Here is a 24,305-nt window from a genome sequence, read left to right as displayed (position 1 = left end):
ATCTCGTCGTCCCCTGCGCAACGTCGATCGTCGTCGCTCGCTAGGTAATGCGGCCCCGCGCTTCCAGAAATGGCGGTTCCTTCGGTCACGGCAACGCCACCGTCGACCGCAGCGTTTCCCGCTCGGGCTATGTCGTCATCGCGCATCGTGTCTCGGAAGGCCTCGCAACACAAAGTTTACGGCGGAACTGCTGATCCCTCGATGTGGTCCGCCATTCTTGCTCGGCGATTGTGAGGACGCAGATTCCTTGAGTGATATCTCGCCGCGATGAGACCTCCAGCGCTCCTATGCTTACCTAGGGAATGCGGCCCGACAGCAAATCGACTGTCGGGTCGTTCTATTATTGTCGATGGAGATTGCCTTACGCCAGGTTCGCATTGGACATGCGGTCGATCACGAAGCTCTCTCGGTCAGCGACAGACCCATACCCATCTTCCATGATGGCGGTGCCAGCACACATTATGTCTGTGTTGACCGGGGGTGCTCCAATCGCGATGCATGTGCCGGCCATGGCCGCCTGGGACCATTCCGTGAATCTGCGGGTCGCGTGCTTGGGTTTGGTGGGCCATCGCGGGGATGGATAGGGCCAGCATCGTCGCTAAGGCAATAGGAAGTCTAAGCATTGGTCTTCCTCCTCTGAAGATCGTTGTCATTGCTTTATGGAGCTGCGCGGATAGTTCCTCCCAACTCCTGTTTGACCTCTCTTATTTGAGGCAGGCCAAACCCCTTGATCAGCGCATAGATCGCCGGAATGACAACGAGCGTCAGAGCCGTCGAAGACACCATCCCGCCAATCATCGGAACGGCGATACGCTGCATAACTTCTGATCCTGCGCCCGTGCTCCAGAGGATCGGCACAAGCCCCGCCATGATCGCGACAACCGTCATCATCTTCGGCCGCACACGTTCGACAGCGCCGAGCATGATCGCCTCATGCAAATCGGCTCTCGTGAAAGCAACGCGCGAGACGTTACGTGCAGTCTTGATTTCGCGCATCGCTTGGTCGAGATAAATCAGCATGACGACGCCGGTTTCGGCGGCGACGCCGGCGAGCGCGATGAAACCCACCGCCACCGCGACGGACATGTTGAAGTTCAACCACCACATCAGCCACACGCCGCCGACCAGCGCGAACGGCAGCGACAGCATGACAATCAATGTCTCGGTCAAGCGGCGGAAATTCAGATAGAGCAGCAGGAAAATGACGAGCAGCGTCAGGGGCACGACGATCCGCATGCGCGCGTCGGCGCGCTCCAGATATTCGAATTGGCCGCTCCACGTGATATAAGACCCGGGCGGGAACTCGATCGCTTCTGTGACCGATTTACGCGCTTCCGCGACATAGCCGCCAAGATCGCGGTCCCGAATATCGACGAAGATATAGACCGCGAGCTGGCCGTTTTCGGTGCGGATCGAAGTAGGACCACGAACGAGTTCCACCCTCGCCACCTCGCCGAGCGGAACCGTCCCGCCGCCCGGCATGGCGATCAGCACTTCGCTGGCGATCGCCCTCGGATCCGAACGAAAGTCGCGCGGATAGCGAATATTGACGCCATAGCGTTCACGCCCCTCGACGGTCGTAGTTATGGTCTCGCCGCCAAGAGCCGTCGCGATAACCTCTTGCAAGTCGCCGATCATCAGGCCGTAGCGCGCGAGCATCGCGCGGTCGGGAACAATATCCAGATAATAGCCGCCGATGACGCGTTCGGCGTAGGCGCTCGACGTTCCGGGCACGCGCTTCAGGACGGACTCGACTTGGCGCGCCAGGTCCTCCATTTGCGACAGGTCGCGGCCGAAAATCTTGACGCCGATCGGCGTTCTGATCCCGGTCGCCAGCATGTCGATCCTGTTTCGGATCGGCATGGTCCAGGCGTTGGACACGCCGGGAAATTGCAGCGCCGCGTCCATTTCTGCAATGAGCTTGTCGATCGTTATTCCAGAACGCCACTGATCCTTCGGCTTCAATTGGATGACGGTCTCGGACATTTCGAGCGGCGCCGGATCGGTCGCAGTTGAGGCGCGCCCGGCCTTGCCATAGGCGGACTGAACTTCGGGGAAGGATTTGATGATGCGGTCCTGCGTTTGCAGGAGTTCGGCGGCCTTGGTGACCGAGAGTCCCGGCAACGTCGTTGGCATATAAAGGAGCGCGCCCTCATTGAGAGCCGGCATGAATTCGCTACCGAGCTGGTGGGCCGGAATGATGGTCAGCGCTAGCGCGCCCAGCGCCAGCAGAATAGTGGCGACTTTCGCTTTGAGCACCAGACGTATGATCGGCCGATAGAGCCAAATGAGTGCGCGATTGATGGGGTTCCTCGCCTCGGGAACAATTTTTCCGCGCACGAAGACGACCATCAGCGCCGGCACGAGTGTCACGGAAAGAAGCGCCGCCGCCGCCATAGCGAACGTCTTGGTGAAGGCGAGCGGGCTGAACAGACGCCCCTCTTGCGCTTCGAGCGTGAAGATCGGCAGGAACGAAACCGTAATGATCAACAGGCTGAAGAACAGCGCGGGGCCAACCTCGGTCGCAGCATCGATCAATATCTCGATACGCCGCTTGTCGGGAAGCGCGCGCTCCAGATGCTTATGCGCGTTCTCAATCATAACGATGGCCGCGTCCACCATTGCGCCGATGGCGATGGCGATGCCGCCCAAACTCATGATGTTGGAGCCGATTCCCAGCGTCTTCATCGCGGCGAAAGCCATTAATACGCCAACGGGAAGCATGATGATGGCGACGAGTGCGCTGCGCACATGCATTAGAAAGACGACGCAGACGAGAGCGACAATGACGCCTTCTTCGACAAGTGTGCTCCTGAGCGTCTCGATGGCTGCATGAATGAGCTGGGAGCGGTCGTAAACCGAGACGATCTCAACGCCCTTGGGCAGGCTTGTCGCCATCTGCGCAAGGGTCGATTTGACATTGTCGATCACTGTGAGCGCATTGGCGCCATAACGCTGTAGCGCGATGCCGCTCGCAACCTCGCCCTCGCCATTGAGTTCGGTGACGCCACGCCGCTCGTCGGGGCCGAGCTCGACGCGCGCGACATCCTTCAGGAGAAGTGGTGTGCCGTTTTCGACGCGCAGGACAATACTTTCCAGGTCGCTCACGCTGCGCAGATAGCCTCGTCCACGCACAATGAATTCAAATTCGGAAAGTTCGACCGTGCGACCGCCGACATCGGCATTGCTGGCGCGGATGGCGCCGCGCACTTTCGACAGTGGAATGCCGAGCGCGCGTAGTCGGTTAGGATCGACAACGACATTATACTGCTTGACGAAGCCGCCGACGCTCGCGATCTCAGCGACGCCTTCAGCCTTGGCGAGGCCGTAGCGGATCGTCCAGTCCTGGATCGAGCGCAATTCGGCGAGCGTCATATCCTTGGCGATGAGCGCATATTGATAGACCCAGCCGACGCCCGTCGCATCGGGACCAAGAACGGGCGTCACGCCCGCCGGCAATCTCTTACTCGCCGCGCTCAAATATTCGAGGACGCGCGAGCGCGCCCAATAAATATCGACGCCATCGTCGAAGATGACGTAGACGAAGGATACGCCGAAGAATGAAAATCCGCGCACCACTTTGGAGCGCGGAACGGTCAACATCGAAGTGGTGAGCGGATAAGTGACTTGATCCTCGACGACTTGCGGCGCCTGGCCCGGATATTCCGTATAAACGATCGCTTGCACATCGGAGAGATCGGGAATGGCGTCGAGTGGCAGTGTGCGCAAGGCATAGACGCCCCCTGCGACCGCGAAGGCAGCGCCCACGAATATGAGCAAAAGGTTGCGCGCCGACCAGGCGATGAGACGGGCGATCACTTGCCCGCCTCCCCTTGGTCGAGAGCTCGTAACGCCGCCTTCAAATTGCTTTCGGCGTCGATGAGGAAGTTCGCGGTCGTAACCACGCGTTCGTTTTCGCTCACGCCGCTCTTGATTTCGACGAAGCCTTCGCCGCGCCGGCCGATCTTGACTTCGCGCGGCTCGAAGCGTCCTTCGCCCTTGTCGACAATCGCCACTTGCCGCTTACCGGTGTCGATGACGGCGCTTTCGGGCGCCGTTAGCACCTTCTCGTTTCCGCCGGCTGCGATCTCGACCTCGGCATACATATCTCCCCGCAGCAACCCGTCGGGGTTCGGCAGTTCGATCCTGACGCGCGCCGTTCGTGTCTCCATATTGAGATGGGGATAAATCAGAGCGACTTGCCCCTTAAAGGCTCGATCTGGGTAAGCCCGTGGCCGCACGTCGACCTTTTGTCCGGGCTTGATCAAGGCGATGTCTCGCTCGGCGAGGTCCGCCAGCACCCAAACTAGGGAATGATCGACGATGCGAAACAGCATGTCGCCTGGCGCGGCGTGCATGCCGTTAATTGCCGCCCGCTCCAGGACATGGCCGTCTTGCGGCGCGGGCCATGCAATCACACGTGGAACGCTGCGGGCGCGCCCGATCGCGGCGATGGCGCTTTCGTCGAGGCCGAGATTGACGAGCCGCCGCTTGGCTCCCTCCAGACGCTGGGCGTCGATCCCGCCGCCACGCCGCATGTTGAGGACGGCGACATATTCGGCGGCTGCGCTCGAAAGATTCGGCCCATACACGCGCATCAGCGTCTGGCCCTTGCGAACGTAATCGCCCTCCGCAAACTTCCCGACCGATTCGATGAAGCCTTCGAAGCGCAGGGAGACGATCGAGATACGTCGCGGGTCGAAGTCGATCCTGCCCGTCGCTCGAACAGGGACGCTCAGCGTCCGGCGTTGGACGGGTTCGGAGCGAACGCCGGTCTTTTGCAGCTTTCCGGGGCTGATCGTGATGGTCGCGCCGTTCTCCGCCTCGTCCTCGTAGACGGGTACGTAATCCATTCCCATCTCGTCCTTCTTGGGAACGGGCGATGTGTCGGGCAGGCCCATTGGATGGCGATAGAAGCGCACGCGTCGTTCGCCGCCAATCTTGGCGGCGCCTGCAGGAGGCTTGTCCTCGAAACTCACATCCTCGCTGGCGCGCACCGGCAGATAATCTTTGCCTGCCGATGTCTTCTTGGGCGTCGAGGAATAGGATGGGCGACCGTCGGGATCTCTGTAGTAAATGATCGGGCCCGTCGTTGCAGGCGCCTTATCCGAGATGTTAGGCCCGGCGTCGCCCAGCGTTCCTGTAGGTGTGACCCATTTGAAACGTCCCTCGACCAACCAAGCGAGGCTGGCCGCGACGACCGCAAAGCCCAAAAGAATAACGATGTGACGGCGAGTCATAGAGAGCCTCCCGCCAGACGTTCAAGCTCAGCGTATCGGGCTTGCTCTTCGACTCTAAGCTTAAGGATTTCGAGTTCGATCGCTTGCACGCGTCGTTCAGCTTCCAGAGACGTCGCCAAGTCGGCGGCGCCGGCCGCAAAGCCGCTTCGCGCCGTCTCTACCGACAGGCGCGCCGGATTAAGCTGGCGTTGTTCGACAATGCGGATCGCCTTGCGCACCGCCTCCAGCCCGAACCACGCTTCGGCGACATCGCCGTCGAGCCGAATTCGGATGGCGTCGTAGCGCATCTGCGCGGCGCCGAGTCGTGAACTGGCGGCGCGCTGTTCGGCGTCCTTCGCTTCATATTGCAGCGGCACCTTGAAGCCGAGCGTGAACATGCCGCTATTGTCGCCGGTGGGACGCTGCACCAAGTTCGCGCCAACCTTAACGTCTGGGTAGTAATTCAGGTCCGTAAGCTCCTTCGTTCCGGTCGCCGCACGGACTTGCGCGCTGGTCGTGGCGAGGGCTGGATTGGCGGCTCTCGCGAGCGCCTGAACGCCGGCGAGCGTCAGCTTTGCTTTCAGCGGCCGAAAGCCTCTGGGAACAGCGAGCGGCGCTAGCGAGTCGCGGCCGATCAGGGCGTTTAAGCGAGCGGCGGTGGATTTAGCCTCGCCCTGACGACGCGCGACCTCTGTTTCAGCCGTCGCCGCCTCGATCTCGGCCTTGATCACTTCCTGTTGGTCGACCGAGCTCGCGCCATAACGCAAGCGCAACAAACCGAGGATCTCATCGAGCCGGCGCTTTAATCCAAGCGAAAGGTCGACCGCCCGATGCGCGGCGCCGTATTGCGCATAGGCGGTTTTGACGCGGGCGATCAAATCTGTGGCGACGGCGCGGCTCTGATGCCTCGCAGCCTCGGCGTCGGCCTCTGCCACGCCGCGTTCCAGGTCGAGTTTGCCCCAAAGTTTGAATTCCTGTTCGGCGCCTATCCAACGTTGGCCGACGCCGCGTCCATTCACGTCCCACGCCTGCAGCGTTACCGTCGGATCGGCGAGCACACCAGCCGCGCCCACTCGATGCGCTGCCGCATCGGCATCTAGCGCGGCCGCCGCCAGTTCGGGGCTTAGCTGCTTTGCAAGCGCGACAACACTTTCGACGGAGGCGCCTAGCAAGTTTCGTTCGGTCGCCGAAAGCGATGTTGAGCACATCAATATTGCCGCCGACCCCACAAATGAGATGGCGCGAAGGCGCCGTCTTCGATTCATGGCGCCACCTTTAGAATTAGTCGGCTCTGGAGCGTGCCGCTCTCGCCCTGCACCTTTGCAGCGAGTGATATCCGCCACGTTCCCGCATCGGTCAGATCGACCTTGAAGCGATAAACTCCGGGATCGGGGCTTGGCGCCGGTTCGATCATGCTGGTCATCGTCTCCATGCCATCTGGAGCCATGTCGAGACGCATCGCGAAGATCACCGAGTTTGGCGCCGGCTTGTCGTCGGGCTTATGGACGAGACTCACCGATACGATCGCTCGCCCCGTCTTGAATTGCGCTTCGACGAGTCGGAATTCGTAGTCGTTGATGTTGGCGCGAGCGTGCGGCGCTGAGCTCAAGATGGCAAGCGCGACCAGCGCGAATAAGCGCGCCTTGCCCGAGGTCACGAGCATCATCAGATTATCTCCGTATCCCACTGATGGGTGCGGATCGCAGAGCTGCGCTCAATCCCGACAAGGGACATCATCGCGCCTCACGCGTCGATGCGACAACGGCGCTGGTTCCTGCGGGAATGGGATCGTGGATATCGATCCCCCTCGGCTAGCCGCAGCGACCGCTTGAGGTCGCGCCAAATCTGCTCGCGGCGCTACCGTGAGCGAGATTGGACTTTCGGCTTTAGACGATTGGAGGTCGAAGAGCTGGCGGACTTCGTAATCCACTGAACTCAATGTCATCGCAGGGAGTCAGCGGCGGCGCATACCCCCAAAAGAGGGCATCAAGAAGTGGTTGAAACTGCGGAAGCGCTGCTTGACTTGGTCCGCACAGGATCTCAGCGCACATGGGGAGTGCTGCGCCGTCATCGCCGCCGTGGCCGGGACAATCGTCCATGCTCATTTCAAGGCAAACATGGTTCATCTTCGCGGCAAAAGCTCCGCCCCCAGCTAAAGCTGTAGTGAGAATAACCGCAGAGATCAAAAGGCGAAGGCAGCGGAGCATTTCGCTACTCTGTCAGCCGCAAACTACCATGGCAAGCCCCAACTCATTTTATGATCGCGGCCAAGGTTATCCGGCCGTAGAGTAATTGCCGCGCCGCGCGGCCGGATCAGCAATAACGAGTTCCTCGCGGGTGACGGCGTGGCGTAAGCCATCCCCCACCAGCTTTTTACCTTCGCCGCTTGTCTGACCAGGGCGGCGAGGGCGGCCACGAATGTTGGCCTAAATCGTGTTTCGTAAATTGTAACGGAAAGTACTAAATTGAAATTTCTGGACTGCCTGCCATGGAGTTATGTGCTCATGGCGGCGGCTATCAATCAGATCAAAGTCAGGCGCTAAGAGCGCGCTAAGGCTTTCAGCGCTGTGCCGCGCAACCGGAAGGCCGCTGCACTTCTCAGGGCCGTCGAGCGCAAACGTCCCGATAATGAAGTGACCGCCGCGCTTGAGCGCCTGCTTGAGCCGTTGGATGTAGGCCTGCTGTACCTTCTCGTTGGTCAGGAAGTGGAAGGCGGCGCGATCATGCCAGACGTCATATGTATCTTTCGGCTGCCATTCCGTCGCATCGGCCACGATCCACTTCACCGCCTCGCCTTTGTCGCCAAGCCGAGCACGCGCTGAGTTGAGCGCGGCGGCCGATAAGTCCAGGACGGTGATGTTCTCGAAGCCCTGCGCCAGAAGATTGTCGACTAGGCGGGATGCGCCGCCGCCAACATCTATGATGGCCGATGACGGCTGCGCGCCGACAAGCTGGAGCAATCGAAGGGATTCAGTGGGGGGTTCCTCAAACCAGCTAACTTCGGTCTCGCCCTTGGTCGTGTAAATGTTTTCCCAGTGCGCTTGCTGGTCAGTCGGTGTCATCGCTGTTCCTCGAGGCTCAGCTGCTCCGTCGTATAAATCGGAACTATGCGCGTTTCTGCGTCGTCAATATATCGAGCACCGGACACGTGGGGGCAGGTTCGCCAAAACAGCGGGCGACCGTCTCGTCAAGAATGCGCTCAAGTTTGGCGGGATCGGCGAGCTTCGTCCGCACTTCGTCGAGATGCGTCTGCGCAACCTCTTGCACCTCCGCGCAGGAAGCGCGGGTCGGCTCGGCAAGAGCCAACAGGGTGCGGATTTGCTCGATGCTGAACCCGAGTTCGCGAGCGCGGCGAATAAAGGCCAGCCTTCGGATATGGCCTTCTTCATAGGCGCGATGCCCGCTCGCCGTCCGCGCCGGCGGCGGCATGAGCTTGATGCGCTCGTAATAACGCACGGTCTCAAGATTGGCGCCCGCCGCCGCCGCAAGCCTTCCAATTGTCAAGGGCTGCCTGGACATGCGCGATTATTTCTCTTGCACCCGTAGCCGCTACGGGGTGCAGGATAGCCCAACCATCGAGGAAGGGCGAACCATGACCATCGACAGTACCACAGACGAAACAACGCCAAACGCATCGTCTCCCGCCGCTTCGCCGGCCGCGCCCAAGTGGCTTGCGGCATTGGGGTTGGCAGCTGGTCTCGGGGCGGTCATCGCCTCTTCCTGCTGCGTCGTCCCGCTCGGGCTCGCCGCGGTTGGCGCGGGGGCGGGCGTTTTCGGCGGCCTTGAATCGCTCGCTGAATGGCGCGTCCCGTTCCTATCCGTCAGCGCCTTGGCCATTGTTGGGGGATGGGGCGCATGGTGGTGGAAGCGTCCTGATGCTTGCGTTGCGGGTTCGAGCTGCGCGTCGTCCGAACGCTCACGCGCAACACTAACGCTGCTCCTAGGCGCCTCGGCCGTCGTGCTGGCGGCTGCAAGCTGGAGCTATATCGACCCAATGCTCATCAAGCTCGTTCGGGGGCGTTGAAATGCAACTCGTCTCGACGATCACCTGCCCATCGTGCGGCCATCAGTCGACGGAGACGATGCCAACGGATGCCTGCCAATTCTTTTATGAATGCAAGGGCTGCGGCGCGCTGCTCAAGCCGAAGGCGGGGGATTGCTGCGTCTTCTGCTCTTACGGCGATCTGCCTTGCCCACCAATACAAGAAGGGGGAGCGCGTGGTCACACTGCTGGATGCTGCTCCCGCACGTGAGACTGCGGTGGGGATTGGACCGCGCGACCCCGGTACATGGGAAAGCTCATTGTCGCCTGTCGCAGGCGGAAGTGACCTCGATCTGCGTCGTCCTCGGTTTTGTAAGCGCGACGCGCCGATCAGGCCGACGAGCCGATGGATATCAGCCCAGGAAAGATGCTGGGTGACGCCTCGACACATAGCAGGTGCGGTAGGCGCGCCGAGTGCGGATGTACCGGCGGGGCGTTTTTCATGTGGGAAAGGCCCTTCCCAAGCACCCATAACGGGCGTGCATTTCGGGAACATCGCCCATGTCTCAGGGCGTGAAGCGTGTTAGTTACATTGCCGCTCCATTACCAGCGCTAAAGCTTCCTCAGGCCAGCGACCTTCAAGCACACGATGGCCAGCGACCCGAGGCAGGTCCGGTATCCTATATTGACAGACCGCGTTCCCTAGCCGACCTTACCGATATGGGGATCGCGATCTCCCCACGAGGCGACATGCCCAAGCATCGCGTCCACGCTCACATGGAAGCGAAGGGCGCCTCATGTCGTCTATCAACGCAATCTCGTCCGAGAAACTTGCACGCCTGATCGGCACGCACCGCGCACCGGTCCTGATCGATGTTCGGACAGATGAGGACTTTGCCGCCGATCCGCGTTTCATACCCGCGAGCATTCGGCGCGATCATCGTTCTGTCTCTCAATGGGCGGAGGCATTTGTCGCCCGAGCGGCCACCGTGATTTGCCAACGCGGTGGAAAGCTCAGTGAAGGAACAGCCGCGTGGCTTCGTCATAATCGCGCGCCTGCTGACATTCTTGAGGGCGGCTACGAAGCGTGGACACAGGCGGGCGGCGCTCTCGTCGCAGAGACCAAATTGCCGCCACGTAACGAGGATGGACGCACGATTTGGGTGACGCGCGCTCGTCCGAAGGTCGATCGGATAGCGTGCCCATAGCTCATTCGTCGCTTCGTCGATCCGAACGCCGTCTTTCTTTTTGTGGCCCCGACCGAGGTAACAGCGTTGGCAGAACGTTTCGGAGGCTCATGATCGAGGAGTTCGGCATCGTATCTTCGCCCCATGTCTCGCACCCATCGCCTGTTCGAGCTTCTGCAAATGCTGCGTCGGCGCCGCCGACCCGTGAGCGGGGCGGAGCTTGCGCGCGAAGCGGGCGTTTCCCTGCGCACGCTTTATCGCGACTTCGCCGCCTTGCAGGCGATGGGAGCCGAAATCGACGGCGAGCCGGGAGTGGGCTATGTGCTTCGCTCCGGCTTTCTGCCGCCGCCTCTGATGTTCTCCGAAGAGGAAATCGAGGCGTTGGCGCTGGGGGCGAAATGGGTCGCGCGGCGCACTGACGACGAATTGTCCGACGCTGCCCGCAATGCGTTCACCAAAATCGCCGGTGTCTTGCCGCAGGAACTGAAGTCCCGACTGGACGACGATGCACTCGATGCACCGTGCCCTTGTCGTCGACCACACAAATCGCCGTTTCGTCGATCGACACGTCCAGTCCGCCAAAGAATTCCATCGTCGCGCTCCCATTCGCCGAGGTACAAAAGGAATCCATGCGTTCAATCAATCTCGCTTCCGCGCCGCGACCAGGCTGCGTCCTTGATCGGCATCCATATCTCAGCGCCACCCACCCATGTGCATTTCTTTTCCGCGCGGGCGACGAGGAAGCCACGGCCATATACGCAACACAATAGTTGCATTTTAGCGCAAGCAAGTCATACTCATATGCAACAAGGAGGTTGCATATGGATGATCGCATCGAGAAGCGCGTAGAACTCAGGGCGCCGGTCTCCCGGGTCTGGCGCGCTCTTACCGATCACAACGAGTTCGGCACGTGGTTCCGCGCCCGGTTGGACGGACCATTCGTAATCGGAAATCCCACGCGGGGACAAAGCACCTATCCCGGCTATGAACACATTCAGTTCGAGATTGTCGTGCTGCGAATAGAACCCGAGCGATTGTTCTCATTTACCTGGGGTCCGTATGCAGTCGATCCCAAGGATGACAGTGCCAAGGATCCGCCGACGACCGTCGAATTCACTTTGGAGGCAATAGCTGACGGCACACGGCTGCGCCTCGTCGAGTCGGGTTACGACAAGTTTCCAGGCAGCCGACGCCTTATCGTCTTGCGCGATAACGAAGACGGCTGGAACATACAAATGGAAAACATCGCACGGCATGTCGAGAATGCGTCGTAGAAAAGGCATGGCGCTGCAAGTTCGCGCTTCGGTATTCGCGGCTCTCGGCGATGAAACGCGCCTAACCGTGCTCGCGAAGCTCTGCAAGGGTGAACCTCAATCGATTTCTCGTTTGACTGAGGGCTCGAAACTATCGCGTCAGGCCGTAACCAAGCACCTGCGTGTTTTGGAGGGCGCAGGGGTCGTGCGCTGCGTTCGCGCCGGGCGCGAGAGTCTCTTCGAGTTCAAGCCGGAACCAATTGAGGATGCCAGACAATATCTCGATCGCGTCTCCGCGCAGTGGGACGCAACATTGGCCCGATTGAAGTCATTCGTTGAAGGCTAGGTGGCTATCGCGCCCGAGTGGGTCGGGCGAGCCCTTCGTGCTGCTTCAAATCACCGTTTGACGGCGATCTTAACGAGCTTGGCGACGGTGTTCAACCGCGCGCGCGGCGCCTGGCGATCCGACGCCACGGGCAATCTCGCCGTAGGTCGCGACGGCGCCCCAGCCAATGGCGCGGGTCGCATCATAGACGGCCTTGTGAAACGGGCCGCAGGCGCGAAGGTCCAGCCGCAGGGTCGAGAAATGACCTTCACGCCGCGGAAATAGCGCTCGAGGTCCGCGATGGCTTGCGCGATCGGCAAAGGCAGGGCGCCTGACCACCGATCCGCCTTCGCCATGCGTCGCGCCAAAGCTGCATCGTCCCGCTCCGGCAATTGGAATCGCGTCACGCCCTCTTCGCTCCACGCAACGCCACAGGAACCGATAGCGGTTCGAAAAATATGAAAGCGCTGCATGACCGACTCGCAGCTCTATGACGGGCTACGCGCGGCGGCGCGAGCCTCGGAACTCGGCGCGACAGGATAACGGAAATCATCCTGAATCACGCCGGTACCCAGGCTTGTTTCGACGCCAGCTTCTCGGCCTCGGCGCCGGCGCGCAGCCGCGCTGGGCGATTTTCCAAGCCGCTCCAATAGGCTTCGAATTCCGGACGCTTATCGATCACGCCGAATCGCAGCCCAAAGCCGATCATCGACCCCACATAAACGTCTGCGGCGGTGAACCTGTCGCCCGCAATATAGCGACGTCCTGCCACAGCCTTGGCCACCGCGTCCATCACGGCGGCATAGGAGCCGTAACCAAAGCGGGCCTGCATCTCCGGCGTCGCAGGGTCCCAACCGGCGGCGTGGTTGCTCATCGCCGGCTCGACGCAGCCTGCGGCAAAAAAGAGCCAGCGATAATAGTCGCCGCGCGCCCCGGCCTCCGGCGCGAGCCCGGCCTCCGGAAAGGCGTCGGCGAGATAGGTGCAGATGGCGGCCGCCTCGGTCACCACCGTCTCCCCATGCCGGACGGCCGGCACCTTGCCCATGGGATTGATCGCGAGATATTCGGGCGCCTTCATCGTCGTTCCGTAATCCTTGACCTCGATCGAATAGGGCGCGCCGACCTCTTCCAGCATCCAGTGCGCGATCATGCCGCGCGATTGCGGATTGGTGTAGAAAACAAGCTCCTTCGCCATGGATTCTCCCTTCGGCTTTCCTGATGCGGAGCGACTGTAAGCGATGACGCTGTCAGCTTCTGTCAGCATGGTTTGACGCCATTCTCTCACCAACGTCTGACGGCGGCGCGGCGGGCGCGCGTCCAGGATATGCGCCGCCTCGACCCGATCGGTTCGGAAGTGTCGAAAGGCGCGCCGCAACTCGCACCAGCCGACGAGAACGCGGACGGATTCGAAAAAGCCGAGCGCTACGGGCCAAATGACGCGCCGCGTCCGCGCGCCTTTTTCATCGCGATAGGAAATGGCGAACTTGCGCTCTTCGCGCAACGCGCGGCGCAACAGCGTTAGTTCGACATGCTGTGGCCGCTCCCAGCCTGGGCCGACCAGCAGCGCGTCGTCTTCCAAACGGGTCCTAAGCTCTCGCGGCAAAACCGCCGAGATTTTCGCCACTGCGTTGCCGGCGGCCTCGGACAGCGCGTCGTCGGTGCGGCGCGCCACCCATTTCGCGCCAAGCGCCAGCGCCTCGATTTCCTCCTCCGAAAACATCAGGGGCGGCAGGAGAAAGCCGGGACGCAGCACATAGCCGACGCCCGGTTCGCCGTCGATTTCCGCTCCCATCGCCTGCAAAGCGGCGATGTCGCGATAGAGCGTGCGCAAGGAGACGCCCGCTTCGCGCGCCAACTCCGCCCCGCTCACCGGCCGGCGGCGCCGTCGTAACATTTGCAGGAGTTCGAACAGCCGATGGGTGCGGGCCATCGGGGCAAAATAGCATAGGATGCTGTCAAAAACTGACAGCTATTCGCGCCAACGGCGCCCTGCGCCACGAAGCCGGCCCATCAAATTTTGCAAGGCGCTATGGCCCGCGTCCGCGTCCCAGACAAATGTCGTCGACAAATCAGGACCTGGGGGACGTCCCGGCGGATGTCAAAATAGGGAGAGCGGCGTTGCTCGCCTTGAGCCCGTAGGTGGTGGTCGACGCATTGGATGAAGCGGCGGCTGCATTTTATGCCGCCCACGGATTCATTCGCCTTCCAGATTCACGCAGATTGGTATTGCCGATGGTGCGCGCTGCGGCATGATTGCAAAGTGACGGTTGGTGCGTTTTCAAGCCTACGCCCTGTGGGCCAGAACTCGGGTCAGGCGCACGATCGGAGACAATAGCGTATGTTTGGGTGTTGTGGGGAAAGGCGGTAGCGCTCCTCCGCTACCATCTTACCCACTGTCCGGGCCGAGTGAGGCGAGGCCGGTTCGCTGGCGCTGCGTCGCCAGCCAGAGCTAGCCGACTTGGCTGTCCTTCAGCAGACCGACAAGCGGATTTGGCGTCGGCGGCGCGACCCGCCGCAGCGTATTTGTGTCGTGGTGGTTGAACGGCGGCGTGACGCCGCGCAGGGCGAGGTCAGTTCGCGTCACGTAAGTCCAGCTGTCGTCGTCGTTGAAGGCGATGTCGATCCGGTAATAGTCGGTGCGAAACGCTTCTTCCAGGAAGGTCGTCGAGCAAATGCCGAAGCGACTGTCGCCGCGCCGCGCCTCGACGGAAATGCGCGCGTCATCGGGTTTCGCCGTTCCGCCCGCCAGCACGACTTGTCCGCGCGGAATCGCGATGGTCTGCATGATCAGGCCCGTGGCTGGCTCCCAGAGCCAATAGCCGACTTGGTCGTGAAAGGTGATCGCCTCCTCCGCAGTGTTGATATGGATGTGATAGCGCAAACCATAGAGGAGTTGCGGCCCGTTGGTCTGCGGGTCGATCGGCTCCATCCTGATATGCTCCCGGTAGGCGCGCGTTTCGGGCCCGTCGGCCTTGGGATTGACGTCCACGCCTCGATCAGACCGCCACACGCCGGCCAAGCGGCGCAGCGGACCCAGATTGGCGAGCGTATCGGGGGAAAACTCAGGCTCGGTAAAAATATCGTCTGGAATGCTGCGCACTTTTTGTGTCCCTTTCCGCTCAACTGATCGCATCGGTGATTGAGGAACGTGTGCCGCCTTATTTCAAGCGGCAAATATAGCCAATCCGCCGCCGACATTCGTCGCAGCGCATGCGGAGGAGATATTGGCGAAACCGGCGGATGGGCCGATTTCGTGAAGTTGCCGCGCGATCTTTGGACGTGAACCGCGCCGCGCGCGCCGTGCGCCGGCGCACGGCGGCCTCCAACGCGACGCGCGATGATCCGAAGGTTGCAAGCACCTTAGCTTTTCGCTGCGATCGGGCCGGCCGGCAGGGCCGGCCTTTTTGCGCCGCCGACTTGGTCTCTCGAGCGCCGCGCCGGGTAAGTCGCCGCGATCCGCCGCGGCTGATCTCAAGCCGATGCGTTGCGTTGCGGCCGCATTTGCTTTCAAATCGCACCAGCTTACGCATCAGCTCGGATCGCCCGCATGTTGACGGTTTTCTGCGCTCCGGCGCGATATGTTCAGGGTCGTGACGCAACCAGTTCGCTCGCCTCGGAGTTGTCGCGGCTCGGCATCGCGGGAAAGGCGCTGATCATCGCGAGCCCGACCGCGCGCAAGGAATTGGAGCGGGTTTGGCGCGAGACGTTCCCGGCCGCCGGACTCGACCATGCGATTTTGGATTTCGGCGGCGAATGTTCCTTTGCGGAGATTGCTCGGGGCAAGGAAGAAGCGCGCCGGGTCTCGGCGGGTTCGATCATAGGCGCCGGCGGCGGCAAGACGTTGGACGCCGCCCGCGCCGTCGCCGCGGAACTTGAGCTTCCCGTCGCCTGCTGTCCAACGACGGCGTCGAGCGACGCGCCCTGCAGCGCGCTTTCGATCGTCTACAGCGAGGACGGGGTATTCGAGAAATGCCTTTTTTACCGGCGCAACCCCGATCTCGTGCTTGTCGACAGCACGGTCATCGCGCGCGCGCCGGTGCGCCTGTTGATCTCCGGCATGGGCGATGCGCTCGCCACTTTTTTCGAAGCGGACGCCACGATCCGCGCGCACCGCAACAACGTCGCTGGGGGCCTGAGCACGATCGCCGCGGCCGCAATCGCCGAGCTCTGCTACAAAACGCTCCTCGAAGACGGAACGTCGGCCGTCGCGGCGGCGCAGGCGGGGTCGATCACGCCGGCGCTGGAACGCATCATCGAAGCGAACACGCTGCTCTCCGGCCTCGGGTTCGAGTCGGGCGGCCTCGCGGCGGCGCATTCGGTGCACAATGGTCTGACCGCCGCGCCGGAAACGCATGATCGGCTGCATGGCGAAAAGGTCGCCTTCGGCACGCTGGTGCAGCTCGTGCTCGAAGGACGGCCGCGTTCGACGGTCGATGAGGCGATGGGATTTTGCTTCTCGGTCGGCTTGCCTGTGACGCTCGCCGAACTCGGGCTGCAAAATCTATCGCGCGAGACGGCGCGGGCGATCGCCGAGCGCGCCGTCGCCGTCGGCGAGAGCGCGCATAACGAGCCCTTTGAGGTGACCGCCGCGACTCTCATGGACGCGATTTATGCCGCCGATTCCCTGGGCGCCGCCTTCAAGGCGCGCGGTGCATAGCAGGCGGGCGCAATACGCCGACCGACTTGCGCCTATTCCGGCAAAGACGAAAGAACGGCGTCGGCGGCGCGCAGGGCGAGCGCGGCGATGGTGAGCGTCGGGTTGGCGGTTCCGCCGGTCGGGAACACGGCGGCGCCGACCAGAAACAGATTGCGGTGCGCGTGGGCGCGCAGGTCCTTGTCGACGACCGACGTCGCGGGGTCATCGCCCATGCGCGCCGTGCCCATGATATGGCCGGCGGCCTGGGCGTCGTCCTTGTGCCAAAAGGCTTCCACGCCGATCTTCGCAAACATGTCTTCGTGCAGATGTTTGGCGTTGCCGAGCGCGCGTTCGGTGTAGCGGTCGAGTTGAAAGTAGATGGCTGGGCGCGGCAGACCGGTCTTTTCGATTTGCGACCGATCCAGCGTCACCCTGTTGCTCGCCAGAGGGAGTTGCTCCGTCAATGCGGCCACGCGAATGTGACGTGACGTCTGCTCCCTGAGCGCCGCGTCGAGCGCCTTTCCGCGCAGGCCGCCGAGCGCGAGTTCGCGCGCGGTCGATTGAGGCGCTCCCGTCGGCCAATTCCACCCTTCATTGCCGAATTCGAATCGCAAAGCCGAATTTGCGCCGCGGTCTTTCAGATCTCGAAAATTCTCGATCCCCGACGTCGCGCCGGGTCCGCGATAGGGCCAGACGGGTTGGCGCGTGAGGGCCCAGCTGAGCTGGATCGGATGATCCATCAGATTTCGGCCGAGCTGATCCGAGCGATTGGCGACGCCGTCAGGAAAGGACTCGGAGGCCGAGGCCAGCAGGAGTCGCGGCGTCTCGACGCCGTTGGCGGCGATGCAGACCACACGCGCGAATACGCGCCCGGTCGAGCCGTCGGATCGTATGAACCTGACCGCTTCGACGCGCCCGTCCGGGCGGCATTCGACGAAATTGGCGCAGGTCTCCGTCAGCAGCCTCGCGCCCAATCTCTCGGCGCGCGCGACGTGAATGGTCGCATCATATTTCGCTTGGATCGGACAGATTGGAATGCAGCTGGCGCTGCCGTGACAGGCCGGTCGGTCGCCGGACGGCTTCGAGAGTCGCGCCTGCGGCGTCGGGCGGACCTTGTAGTCGGACTCCTGCAACGCGTTGCGCCATGCGCCATCGAGGAAGCTCTGGGCGATCGGCGGAAAGGGGTAGGGCGCGGAGCGCGGCGAGCCGAGATCGTCGTCATTGTCTCCGGCGACTTCGAGCTCCTGTTCCGCCTCGCAATACCAGGGTTCGAGATCGGCGTAGGAGATCGGCCAGTCAACGGCGAGGCCGAAGCGCGATTTCATCTCGAAATCGTCGGGAACCAGCCGAATCGCCGAGCCCAGCCAGTGCCATGTCGTGCCGCCAACCTGACGCAAATAGGTCGAACCGAAGGGATGAGCGCCTCTCTGCGCGTAAAACGCATAGGGCTTGTCTGTTTCAGGGTGCGGCGCGAACGCGGCCTGCTCATAGGCCGACTCGGGAGTCTTTGCAGAAGCGCTCTGGTATCGTTTCACCGAGGCGGCGCGGTCCACGCGCGGGCCGGCCTCCATAATAATGACCGTCGCGCCTTTGCGCGCGACGCGAGAGGCGACCAACGCGCCGGCGACGCCAGAGCCTATGACCAATACATCGGCTTGAAGATCCATATGGAACGCCTCACTCCTTGGTCGGCGCAAGCGCCCAACTCGCGGCTTCGCCGGGAACGCCGCCCGGCCGCGCAAATCCCATCGCGTCCCACATCAGCGCGCCCGTGTAATCGACGCAGATCATGCGGCCCGATTCGACGGTCTGACCGGAATACCAATCCGCCACAATTCTTCGCGCGAGACGCTCCGAGTCTTCATCTTGTAGAGAGCGTATGCCGCTCAATGCGCCGCGATCGGGTCCAAGACTCTGCAGATAAAGTCGAGCCGAATCGACCGGAAGACGCGTGCGTCCCGTTAGCTCGGCGCTGAGGCGAAGAAAATCCGCAAGATCGGAGGTCTCGGCCAAACCGGGCCGATCCGCCATACAGGGCGTGAGAGCGCCGAGCGCGCAGCCGATCAGCAGCTTCCGACGCGAGACGTCACGATGATCCTTTGCGCGCATGGCGTTCTCGTTTTTCGAAGGGCCTTTTGGCAGGGCTGCGATAGGCACGCTTGCCGTTCAACGTTCCATGACGATTCGCTTGTCGAAGGCTTCGATCGCTTCCTGCGACAGTGAAGACGTCAGCACGTCTTCGAGAACAGACGGCGGCGCGGTGATGTCGCGACTATATCGAAGTCCGACTTCGACGGTTTGTCGATCGGGGAAACTCGCAAGCAGCAAGGTGCGGTCGGCGCTCTTGACGACCGCGGCGATGGCTTCGAGCTGCTTCTCCCAATCGCTTTCATGCCGCATGAGCCTGCCGAGATATACCGCGACGCCATCCGCGCCCGCCTCCATGGCGACATAGGCCTGCGCCGCCGTGAACACCGCTGTCGCCAGAGATGCGCAGCCTAAGTCTTTCAGCGCCCGGCAGCAGGCGAGGCTCGGCGCAGTCGGCGCAAGTTTGATCCAAAGCTTTTTTTCGCGGGCGGTCTTCAGCTCGTCAAGATAGCGAATTGTTTGCCTCGGGATCTCGTCCGGACCTCCGACCGCCTGAATCATCAGCTGCCGAATGGCGTCGACGTCGGCGGATATTTTGCAGAGCTTGCGCGCCGCGCCGACATACTCATCCAAAGACAAAGCTTCCGCGCCGGCGGCGCGGGCGATCAACGTCGGATTGGTGGTGAATCCCTGCACGCCCGGATATTTCAGCGCGTCCAGGATAGCGTTTTGATCCGCCGTATCGACGAGAAGCATCGCGCCCTCACATCGGGATTTTGTTTATCTTGGCCATAGCCGCCAGGACATGTTCACGCAGGCTTTTTCCTTGCGCTCAACACGACGCTTTTTGGATTGGCGAGAATTGCGTCCCAGAAATTTTGGCCGTAACGCTCGATTCCTTCCTTAGACACGGCGAACGGCGTCCATTCGGCGTCGGCAAACCCAGCCTGCGCCAGCGCGTCCTCGTAAGCGCGACGGCTCCACTGGGTGAATTCGATCCAGAATTGTTCTTCGCCGACAAACGTCATCCGCACGCGCAGGCGCATGGGACCTTCCCCGATCTCCTCGAGAAAAAACCCGTAAGGAAGCGTATCCTCGCGACCGTTGACGAAGTCCGGATTGGGCACGACGGCGACCAATCTGCCGCCGGGGATCACATTCGCCGCGACGGATCTGAACATTTGCGCAAGCGTCTGCTCATCCTCGGCATAATTGAACAGAAAGGCGGCGGTCGCGACATCAAAAGATCCGAACACGGTCATCGCCGCCGCGTCGCCGACGCTGTAGACGATTCCCAGCGGGTTTTGGATCTCTTCGTCTCGCGCGGCTTCGATCATCGCGGGCGACAGATCCACGCCGAGCACATTGGCTGCGCCAAGTCTTTTGAGCAGCCGGGAATAATGGCCGGTCCCGCAGGCGTAGTCGATGGCGCTCGCGCCTGAAAGATCGCCGAGAACCGATTGGACGGTTGGCGTTTCAAGGAAATTCGTATTGTCATCCTTGCGCGCCGCCGAATATTGCCTGCTGATGGTTTGATATTGGTCGCTCATGCGCATGTCCCGGAAAGTCGCTGCGAGGCTTTAAAATCAGAACTTATTCCTTCAGCTCGACGGTGGCCATGGGTTCGCCAAGCGAGTGACCGTTCCGCCGCCACGGCCTCATGAGGCAATTTGGCGAGGCCTGCGCTTGCGAGCTGATCGATCCGCGTTCCAACCCTATCTCTCTTACGGACGCGCGGCTGCGTCGGCGACGCCGCCAGGCTCGCGCCAAGTGGGAGATCGGTATGGAGAGAACCGAACAGTCAAGCGCAGCTGGCCCCCGATGCGCCGCAGCGCGGCGGTGACGCCAGGTGGCGGTCGCCGGAAAAGCTCTGCTCGCCGGCGTCGGCGTCGCCCTCGTTGTCGCTTCGGCCGTCCTGTTCTTCGCTTGGTCGGGTCTCTACAACGTCGCAGCCAGCCGGCCTCATTGGGCGCTCACGCGCTGGTTTCTGGAGTTTGGTTTGCGGCGTTCCGTTGCGACGCACAGCGCCTCCATCACGCCGCCGACGCTCGATGATAAAAATCTGGTGATCCTCGGCGCCGGCCATTTCGACGGAGGCTGCGCGCCTTGCCATGGCGCGCCTGGGGGTCACAGCGACCCGATCGTTGGCCGCATGCTCCCAGCGCCGCCGGAACTCGGCCGCGCCGCATCCGACTGGTCGGCGGAGCAGCTCTTCTGGATCGTCAAACATGGTCTGAAATTCACTGGAATGCCGGCGTGGGTCGCGCAGCGGCGCGACGACGAGGTATGGGCCGTCGTCGCCTTTCTGCGCGCGCTGTCGCGGATGAGCGCGAGCCAATATCGGCTGTTCGCCATAGGCGTCCCCGAGGCGCGGCCGAATGACGGCGCCGAGATCGCCCGGAACGGCATGACGACCGAGGCGCTGACGCGATGCGTGCGCTGCCATCGTGGCGATGCGCAGCCCAGAAGCGCGCTCGTGCCCCGCCTCGCCGGACAGTCACAGGCCTATGTCGAACGCGCGCTGCGCGATTTCGCGGGCGGGCTGAGGCCGAGCGGAATCATGGAGCCGATCGCTGCGGCGCTGGACGGCGCCGCGATCGCGGCGCTGAGCGCATATTACGCGGGCGCGCCGAACCCGGCGCCGAGCGCGCCGCCGACGGAGTCGAACGCCGATCAGATTGCGCGCGGCGAAGAAATCGCGACAAAGGGCGTCGCGGAGTCGGGCGTTCCGCCCTGCCTTGTTTGCCACGGCGACACGCGCGCGCCGTCCTTTCCAAAGCTCGACGGCCAATATGCGCCCTATATCGTCGGTCAGATCGAGATCTGGAAACGCGGGCTGCGCAAAAAGTCGGGATATGGCGCGATCATGGGGACGATCGCTTCGCGTCTGACCGACGCGCAGGCGCGAGACGTCGCCGCCTATTTCGCGAGTGTTGCGGCAGGGCCTCCCGAGAAGCCCGCGCCGCCTTCGCCTCGTCGAGGACGCCGTGCGCGATAAAAGACGATCCAGCCGCATCGGACTGGCCGCTCCAGCCGCCTGCGCGATCCTTGCGGGATGCGAGGGCGTTCAATCGACGCTCGCGCCGACCGGACCACAGGCGCACCATATCGCGCAACTCTTCTGGGTCATGGTCGCGGGAAGCGGCGCGATCCTGCTCGGGGTCACTCTCCTGACGGCGATCGCGCTCTTTGCGTCGGCGCGCCGCCGGGCGTTCCTGGCGGGCGACGCCGTCGTGCTCGCCGGCGGGCTGATCTTCCCTGTCGTCACGCTCTCCGCGCTCCTCGTCTACGGACTGGCGATGCTCGGCGCGGGGCCGGGACAGATGGCGGCGAGTCCGGTTGGTATAGCGGTGGCGGGCGAGCGCTGGTGGTGGCGCGTCGTCTATCGCGACGACGCCGGCTCTGTGGTCGAGAGCGCCAATGAGTTGCGCATTCCGCTCGGCCGCGCGGTCGAGATCGAACTCAGGAGCGACAACGTCATCCATAGTTTCTGGGCGCCGAAATTGGCCGGCAAGCTCGATATGATTCCCGGCCGCAAGACCGCGCTGACGCTGAGCGCCGAAAAGGCTGGCGTGAGCAGGGGCCAATGCGCGGAATATTGCGGCGGGGCGCATGCGCTGATGGCGTTCAATGTCGTGGCGATGCCGCAGAATGAATATGACGCATGGCGATTACGGGAGTTTCAGCCTGCGCAGGAGCCCGCAACGCAGGAGACGCGAGAGGGCAAGGCGCTGTTTCTTTCGCACGGCTGCGGCGCGTGCCACACGATCCGCGGCACGCCTGCGGCCGGCCGGCTCGGACCCGATCTTACCCATGTGGGCGGCAGGATCTCGATCGGCGCCGCGATCCTCGCGACGGACGAAGCCTCCATCGCGCGATGGATCACGCACAATCAAGACATCAAGCCCGGCAATCTGATGCCGGCCTTTGACATCTTCAGCGAAAGCGAACTGCTCGCCCTGTCGCGCTATCTCGCGAGCCTGCGCTGAGGCGGCGCCGCGGTCCGGGCGCGCTGTTTACATGCCCTGGACGACAGGTTCCCCGGCGTTCAGCCAGGCGAGGATGCCGCCGCCAAAATGCGTGTTGGCGTCGCGACGGCCGAGGAGCCGCGCCTGCTCCATCGCCGACACCGAGCGTTTGCCGGAGCGGCAGTAGATGACCACTTGCTGGCCCTCGCCGGCGACCGGCAGCTGGCTCGGATCGAATTTCGACAGCGGATTGAAGATCGCGCCGGCGATATGGCCCGCCGCATATTCGTCAGCCTCTCGCACGTCGACAAGCAGGACCCGCCCTGTCGCAAGGCCGGACTTCAACTCCTCGAGACTGATGTCGTTGAACTGATTGCCAGCGCTCATGACGTTTAACCCCTCCGAAATGGCCTGCGTGAGATGCCTGGGCGCGACCCAACCGAAATCCCTGTGGCCAACGTGTTAGTTTGCGGTCTGACGACGCGCAATATCTATACCATGTTTAGGGCGCCATTTGTTCCTTCGACTCTTCAGGGCAGAAAACCGGTTGGCTGGCGCGCCGCTCCGCCGGGCCAGCCGCCACACGAAAAAGTCTGACTTGGAAATGTTGCGCATCGCGGGGATTTTAGCTTGCCGAGACTTAATCCTCTCCATTGCCCCTATGCACAGGAAACACGGATCATGAGCATGGAACGCCGCGCCTTTCTTCTTGGAGCGTCGACCCTCGCGGTCGGCGCGACGGCGTCCGCTTCGCCGACGGCCAGCGAAACGAGTTCGCCCGCCGCGGCGGATGACGGAGGCGGCGCACCACTGCCAAAAGGCGGCGAGAGCCGCTTTGCGCGCGTCAATGGAGTCACGCTGCACTACGTGCGCGTCGGCGTCGGCCCTCATGTGGTCTTGCTTCACGGCTGGCCGCAGACCTGGTTCGCTTGGCGCGGCGCGATGGAGCGGCTCTGCGCGCGGTTCACGCTGATCGCCCCCGATCTGCGCGGCCTCGGCCTGTCCGAACGGACCGCCGCGGGATATGACAAGCAGACCATTGCGGGCGACATTCGAGCCCTCATCGACGCGGCGGCGGGAGGACGCGCCCATGTCGTCGGGCATGACATGGGCGGGAAGGCCGCCTTCATGCTCGCCCATTCGCATCCTGAGCATGTCGACAGACTCGTTATGGTCGATTGTCTGGTTCCGGGCACGGAGAACATGGATTCATTGCGCGGCGGCGCCTGGCATTACGGATTTCACATGGCGCCAGATTTTCCGGAGATGCTGACCAAGGGCCGCGAGCGCGACTATATCGCGGCGCAGATCCGCGCCTGGTCCCATCGGAAAGACGCGGTCCCGGACGCCGCGATCACGGAATTCGCCAGACATTACGCCTCGGAGGGCGGCATGACGGCGGGATTCAACTATTACCGGGCGCTCAAGGACGACGCCGCCGCGGCCGCGTCCTTGAAGGGCCGCAAGCTCGACATGCCGGTGCTGGCGATCGCGGGACGACATGGCGTCGGCGAAAGACTCGCTGACGCGCTCCGGCCGCAGGCGACGAATTTCAGTTCCGTGATCGTCGAGGATAGCGGCCATTTCGTCGCCGACGAAGCGCCGGCGCAATTTTGCGCGCAACTCGAGGAATTCCTGTCCGTCTAG

Annotated in this window: 22 protein-coding genes and 2 pseudogenes; 10 read left to right on the top strand and 14 right to left on the bottom strand. The window is 62.4% G+C overall.

What is annotated here, in order from left to right; translation table 11 throughout:
- Window positions 1–657: 657 nt before the first annotated feature.
- The 6 genes from BN69_RS09065 to BN69_RS09040 form a co-directional block, all read right to left on the bottom strand.
- Window positions 658–3,819 carry an efflux RND transporter permease subunit gene (locus BN69_RS09065; protein WP_014891294.1) on the bottom strand — a complete coding sequence of 1,054 codons (3,162 nt, stop codon included), beginning with the start codon at window positions 3,817–3,819 and terminating at the stop codon, window positions 658–660.
- Complete coding sequence (locus tag BN69_RS09060) at window positions 3,816–5,240, bottom strand: efflux RND transporter periplasmic adaptor subunit (protein ID WP_014891293.1); 1,425 nt, start codon at window positions 5,238–5,240, stop codon at window positions 3,816–3,818. Before BN69_RS09060 ends, BN69_RS09065 begins: the two co-directional genes overlap by 4 nt.
- Window positions 5,237–6,427 (bottom strand): TolC family protein, encoded by a 1,191-nt coding sequence (locus tag BN69_RS09055; protein WP_244435071.1) that lies wholly within the window; start codon window positions 6,425–6,427, stop codon window positions 5,237–5,239. The genes BN69_RS09060 and BN69_RS09055 overlap by 4 nt, the downstream gene beginning before the upstream one ends.
- Window positions 6,428–6,480: 53 nt before the next feature.
- Window positions 6,481–6,882 (bottom strand): FixH family protein, encoded by a 402-nt coding sequence (locus BN69_RS09050; RefSeq protein ID WP_014891291.1) that lies wholly within the window; start codon window positions 6,880–6,882, stop codon window positions 6,481–6,483.
- 763 nt (window positions 6,883–7,645) lie between these two features.
- Window positions 7,646–8,281 carry a class I SAM-dependent methyltransferase gene (locus BN69_RS09045; RefSeq protein WP_014891290.1) on the bottom strand — a complete coding sequence of 212 codons (636 nt, stop codon included), beginning with the start codon at window positions 8,279–8,281 and terminating at the stop codon, window positions 7,646–7,648.
- Between the two features lie 43 nt (window positions 8,282–8,324).
- Window positions 8,325–8,738: a MerR family transcriptional regulator gene (locus tag BN69_RS09040; RefSeq protein ID WP_014891289.1), complete on the bottom strand. Its 414-nt coding sequence runs from the start codon at window positions 8,736–8,738 to the stop codon at window positions 8,325–8,327.
- Here BN69_RS09040 and BN69_RS09035 point away from each other — a divergent pair.
- From BN69_RS09035 to BN69_RS09020, 6 genes and pseudogenes are all read left to right on the top strand, one after another.
- Window positions 8,737–9,243 (top strand): mercury transporter MerT, encoded by a 507-nt coding sequence (locus tag BN69_RS09035; RefSeq protein ID WP_148277077.1) that lies wholly within the window; start codon window positions 8,737–8,739, stop codon window positions 9,241–9,243. The genes BN69_RS09040 and BN69_RS09035 overlap by 2 nt on opposite strands.
- A gap of 1 nt (window position 9,244) precedes the next feature.
- On the top strand, window positions 9,245–9,472 hold the full coding sequence (locus tag BN69_RS19785; protein WP_014891287.1) for a GDCCVxC domain-containing (seleno)protein: 228 nt from the start codon (window positions 9,245–9,247) through the stop codon (window positions 9,470–9,472).
- Between the two features lie 526 nt (window positions 9,473–9,998).
- Window positions 9,999–10,490: pseudogene (locus tag BN69_RS19160) on the top strand (chromate resistance protein ChrB domain-containing protein); the annotation flags it as partial.
- Between the two features lie 42 nt (window positions 10,491–10,532).
- Window positions 10,533–10,649 (top strand): annotated as a pseudogene (locus tag BN69_RS20050) (HTH domain-containing protein); the annotation flags it as partial.
- A 560-nt stretch (window positions 10,650–11,209) separates the two neighbouring features.
- Window positions 11,210–11,662, top strand: coding sequence for an SRPBCC family protein (locus BN69_RS09025; protein WP_014891284.1), 453 nt, complete (start codon window positions 11,210–11,212; stop codon window positions 11,660–11,662).
- Window positions 11,663–11,669: 7 nt separating this feature from the next.
- Window positions 11,670–11,987: an ArsR/SmtB family transcription factor gene (locus tag BN69_RS09020; RefSeq protein WP_014891283.1), complete on the top strand. Its 318-nt coding sequence runs from the start codon at window positions 11,670–11,672 to the stop codon at window positions 11,985–11,987.
- Window positions 11,988–12,056: 69 nt separating this feature from the next.
- On the opposite strand, the gene BN69_RS20045 is transcribed toward BN69_RS09020, so the two are convergent.
- From BN69_RS20045 to BN69_RS09005, 3 genes are all read right to left on the bottom strand, one after another.
- The gene (locus tag BN69_RS20045) at window positions 12,057–12,305 is read right to left on the bottom strand and encodes an MGMT family protein (RefSeq protein WP_158491306.1); all 249 of its coding nucleotides are present in this window, start codon (window positions 12,303–12,305) and stop codon (window positions 12,057–12,059) included.
- Window positions 12,306–12,525: 220 nt separating this feature from the next.
- Window positions 12,526–13,896, bottom strand: coding sequence for an HTH domain-containing protein (locus BN69_RS09010; protein ID WP_014891281.1), 1,371 nt, complete (start codon window positions 13,894–13,896; stop codon window positions 12,526–12,528).
- 519 nt (window positions 13,897–14,415) lie between these two features.
- Window positions 14,416–15,066, bottom strand: a complete 651-nt coding sequence (locus tag BN69_RS09005; RefSeq protein ID WP_014891280.1) for an FABP family protein — start codon at window positions 15,064–15,066, stop codon at window positions 14,416–14,418.
- A 447-nt stretch (window positions 15,067–15,513) separates the two neighbouring features.
- Between BN69_RS09005 and BN69_RS08995 the strand changes: the two genes are divergently transcribed.
- On the top strand, window positions 15,514–16,623 hold the full coding sequence (locus BN69_RS08995; RefSeq protein WP_014891278.1) for a glycerol dehydrogenase: 1,110 nt from the start codon (window positions 15,514–15,516) through the stop codon (window positions 16,621–16,623).
- Between the two features lie 32 nt (window positions 16,624–16,655).
- Here BN69_RS08995 and BN69_RS08990 read toward each other — a convergent pair whose 3' ends face one another.
- The 4 genes from BN69_RS08990 to BN69_RS08975 are packed head-to-tail and all read right to left on the bottom strand — an operon-like array spanning window position 16,656 to window position 20,240.
- Window positions 16,656–18,269: a GMC family oxidoreductase gene (locus BN69_RS08990; protein WP_014891277.1), complete on the bottom strand. Its 1,614-nt coding sequence runs from the start codon at window positions 18,267–18,269 to the stop codon at window positions 16,656–16,658.
- Window positions 18,270–18,279: 10 nt separating this feature from the next.
- Window positions 18,280–18,711 carry a hypothetical protein gene (locus BN69_RS08985; protein ID WP_148277076.1) on the bottom strand — a complete coding sequence of 144 codons (432 nt, stop codon included), beginning with the start codon at window positions 18,709–18,711 and terminating at the stop codon, window positions 18,280–18,282.
- A gap of 57 nt (window positions 18,712–18,768) precedes the next feature.
- Entirely contained in the window at window positions 18,769–19,446 is a 678-nt protein-coding gene (locus BN69_RS08980; RefSeq protein ID WP_014891275.1) for a transaldolase family protein, read from the bottom strand.
- Window positions 19,447–19,499: 53 nt separating this feature from the next.
- Window positions 19,500–20,240 carry a class I SAM-dependent methyltransferase gene (locus BN69_RS08975; RefSeq protein WP_244435070.1) on the bottom strand — a complete coding sequence of 247 codons (741 nt, stop codon included), beginning with the start codon at window positions 20,238–20,240 and terminating at the stop codon, window positions 19,500–19,502.
- 299 nt (window positions 20,241–20,539) lie between these two features.
- Between BN69_RS08975 and BN69_RS08970 the strand changes: the two genes are divergently transcribed.
- Complete coding sequence (locus tag BN69_RS08970) at window positions 20,540–21,688, top strand: c-type cytochrome (protein ID WP_014891273.1); 1,149 nt, start codon at window positions 20,540–20,542, stop codon at window positions 21,686–21,688.
- Entirely contained in the window at window positions 21,678–22,679 is a 1,002-nt protein-coding gene (locus tag BN69_RS08965) for a cytochrome c oxidase subunit II (protein ID WP_014891272.1), read from the top strand. Before BN69_RS08970 ends, BN69_RS08965 begins: the two co-directional genes overlap by 11 nt.
- Window positions 22,680–22,706: 27 nt before the next feature.
- Here BN69_RS08965 and BN69_RS08960 read toward each other — a convergent pair whose 3' ends face one another.
- Window positions 22,707–23,045 carry a rhodanese-like domain-containing protein gene (locus tag BN69_RS08960; RefSeq protein WP_014891271.1) on the bottom strand — a complete coding sequence of 113 codons (339 nt, stop codon included), beginning with the start codon at window positions 23,043–23,045 and terminating at the stop codon, window positions 22,707–22,709.
- 294 nt (window positions 23,046–23,339) lie between these two features.
- On the opposite strand from BN69_RS08960, the gene BN69_RS08955 reads away from it, so the two are divergent.
- Window positions 23,340–24,305: an alpha/beta fold hydrolase gene (locus BN69_RS08955; RefSeq protein WP_014891270.1), complete on the top strand. Its 966-nt coding sequence runs from the start codon at window positions 23,340–23,342 to the stop codon at window positions 24,303–24,305.

It is taken from the genome of Methylocystis sp. SC2 (assembly GCF_000304315.1).
Lineage (GTDB): Bacteria > Pseudomonadota > Alphaproteobacteria > Rhizobiales > Beijerinckiaceae > Methylocystis.
The sequence above is the reverse complement of the archived record's forward strand: the minus strand, read 5'-3'. Positions and strand labels throughout refer to the sequence as shown.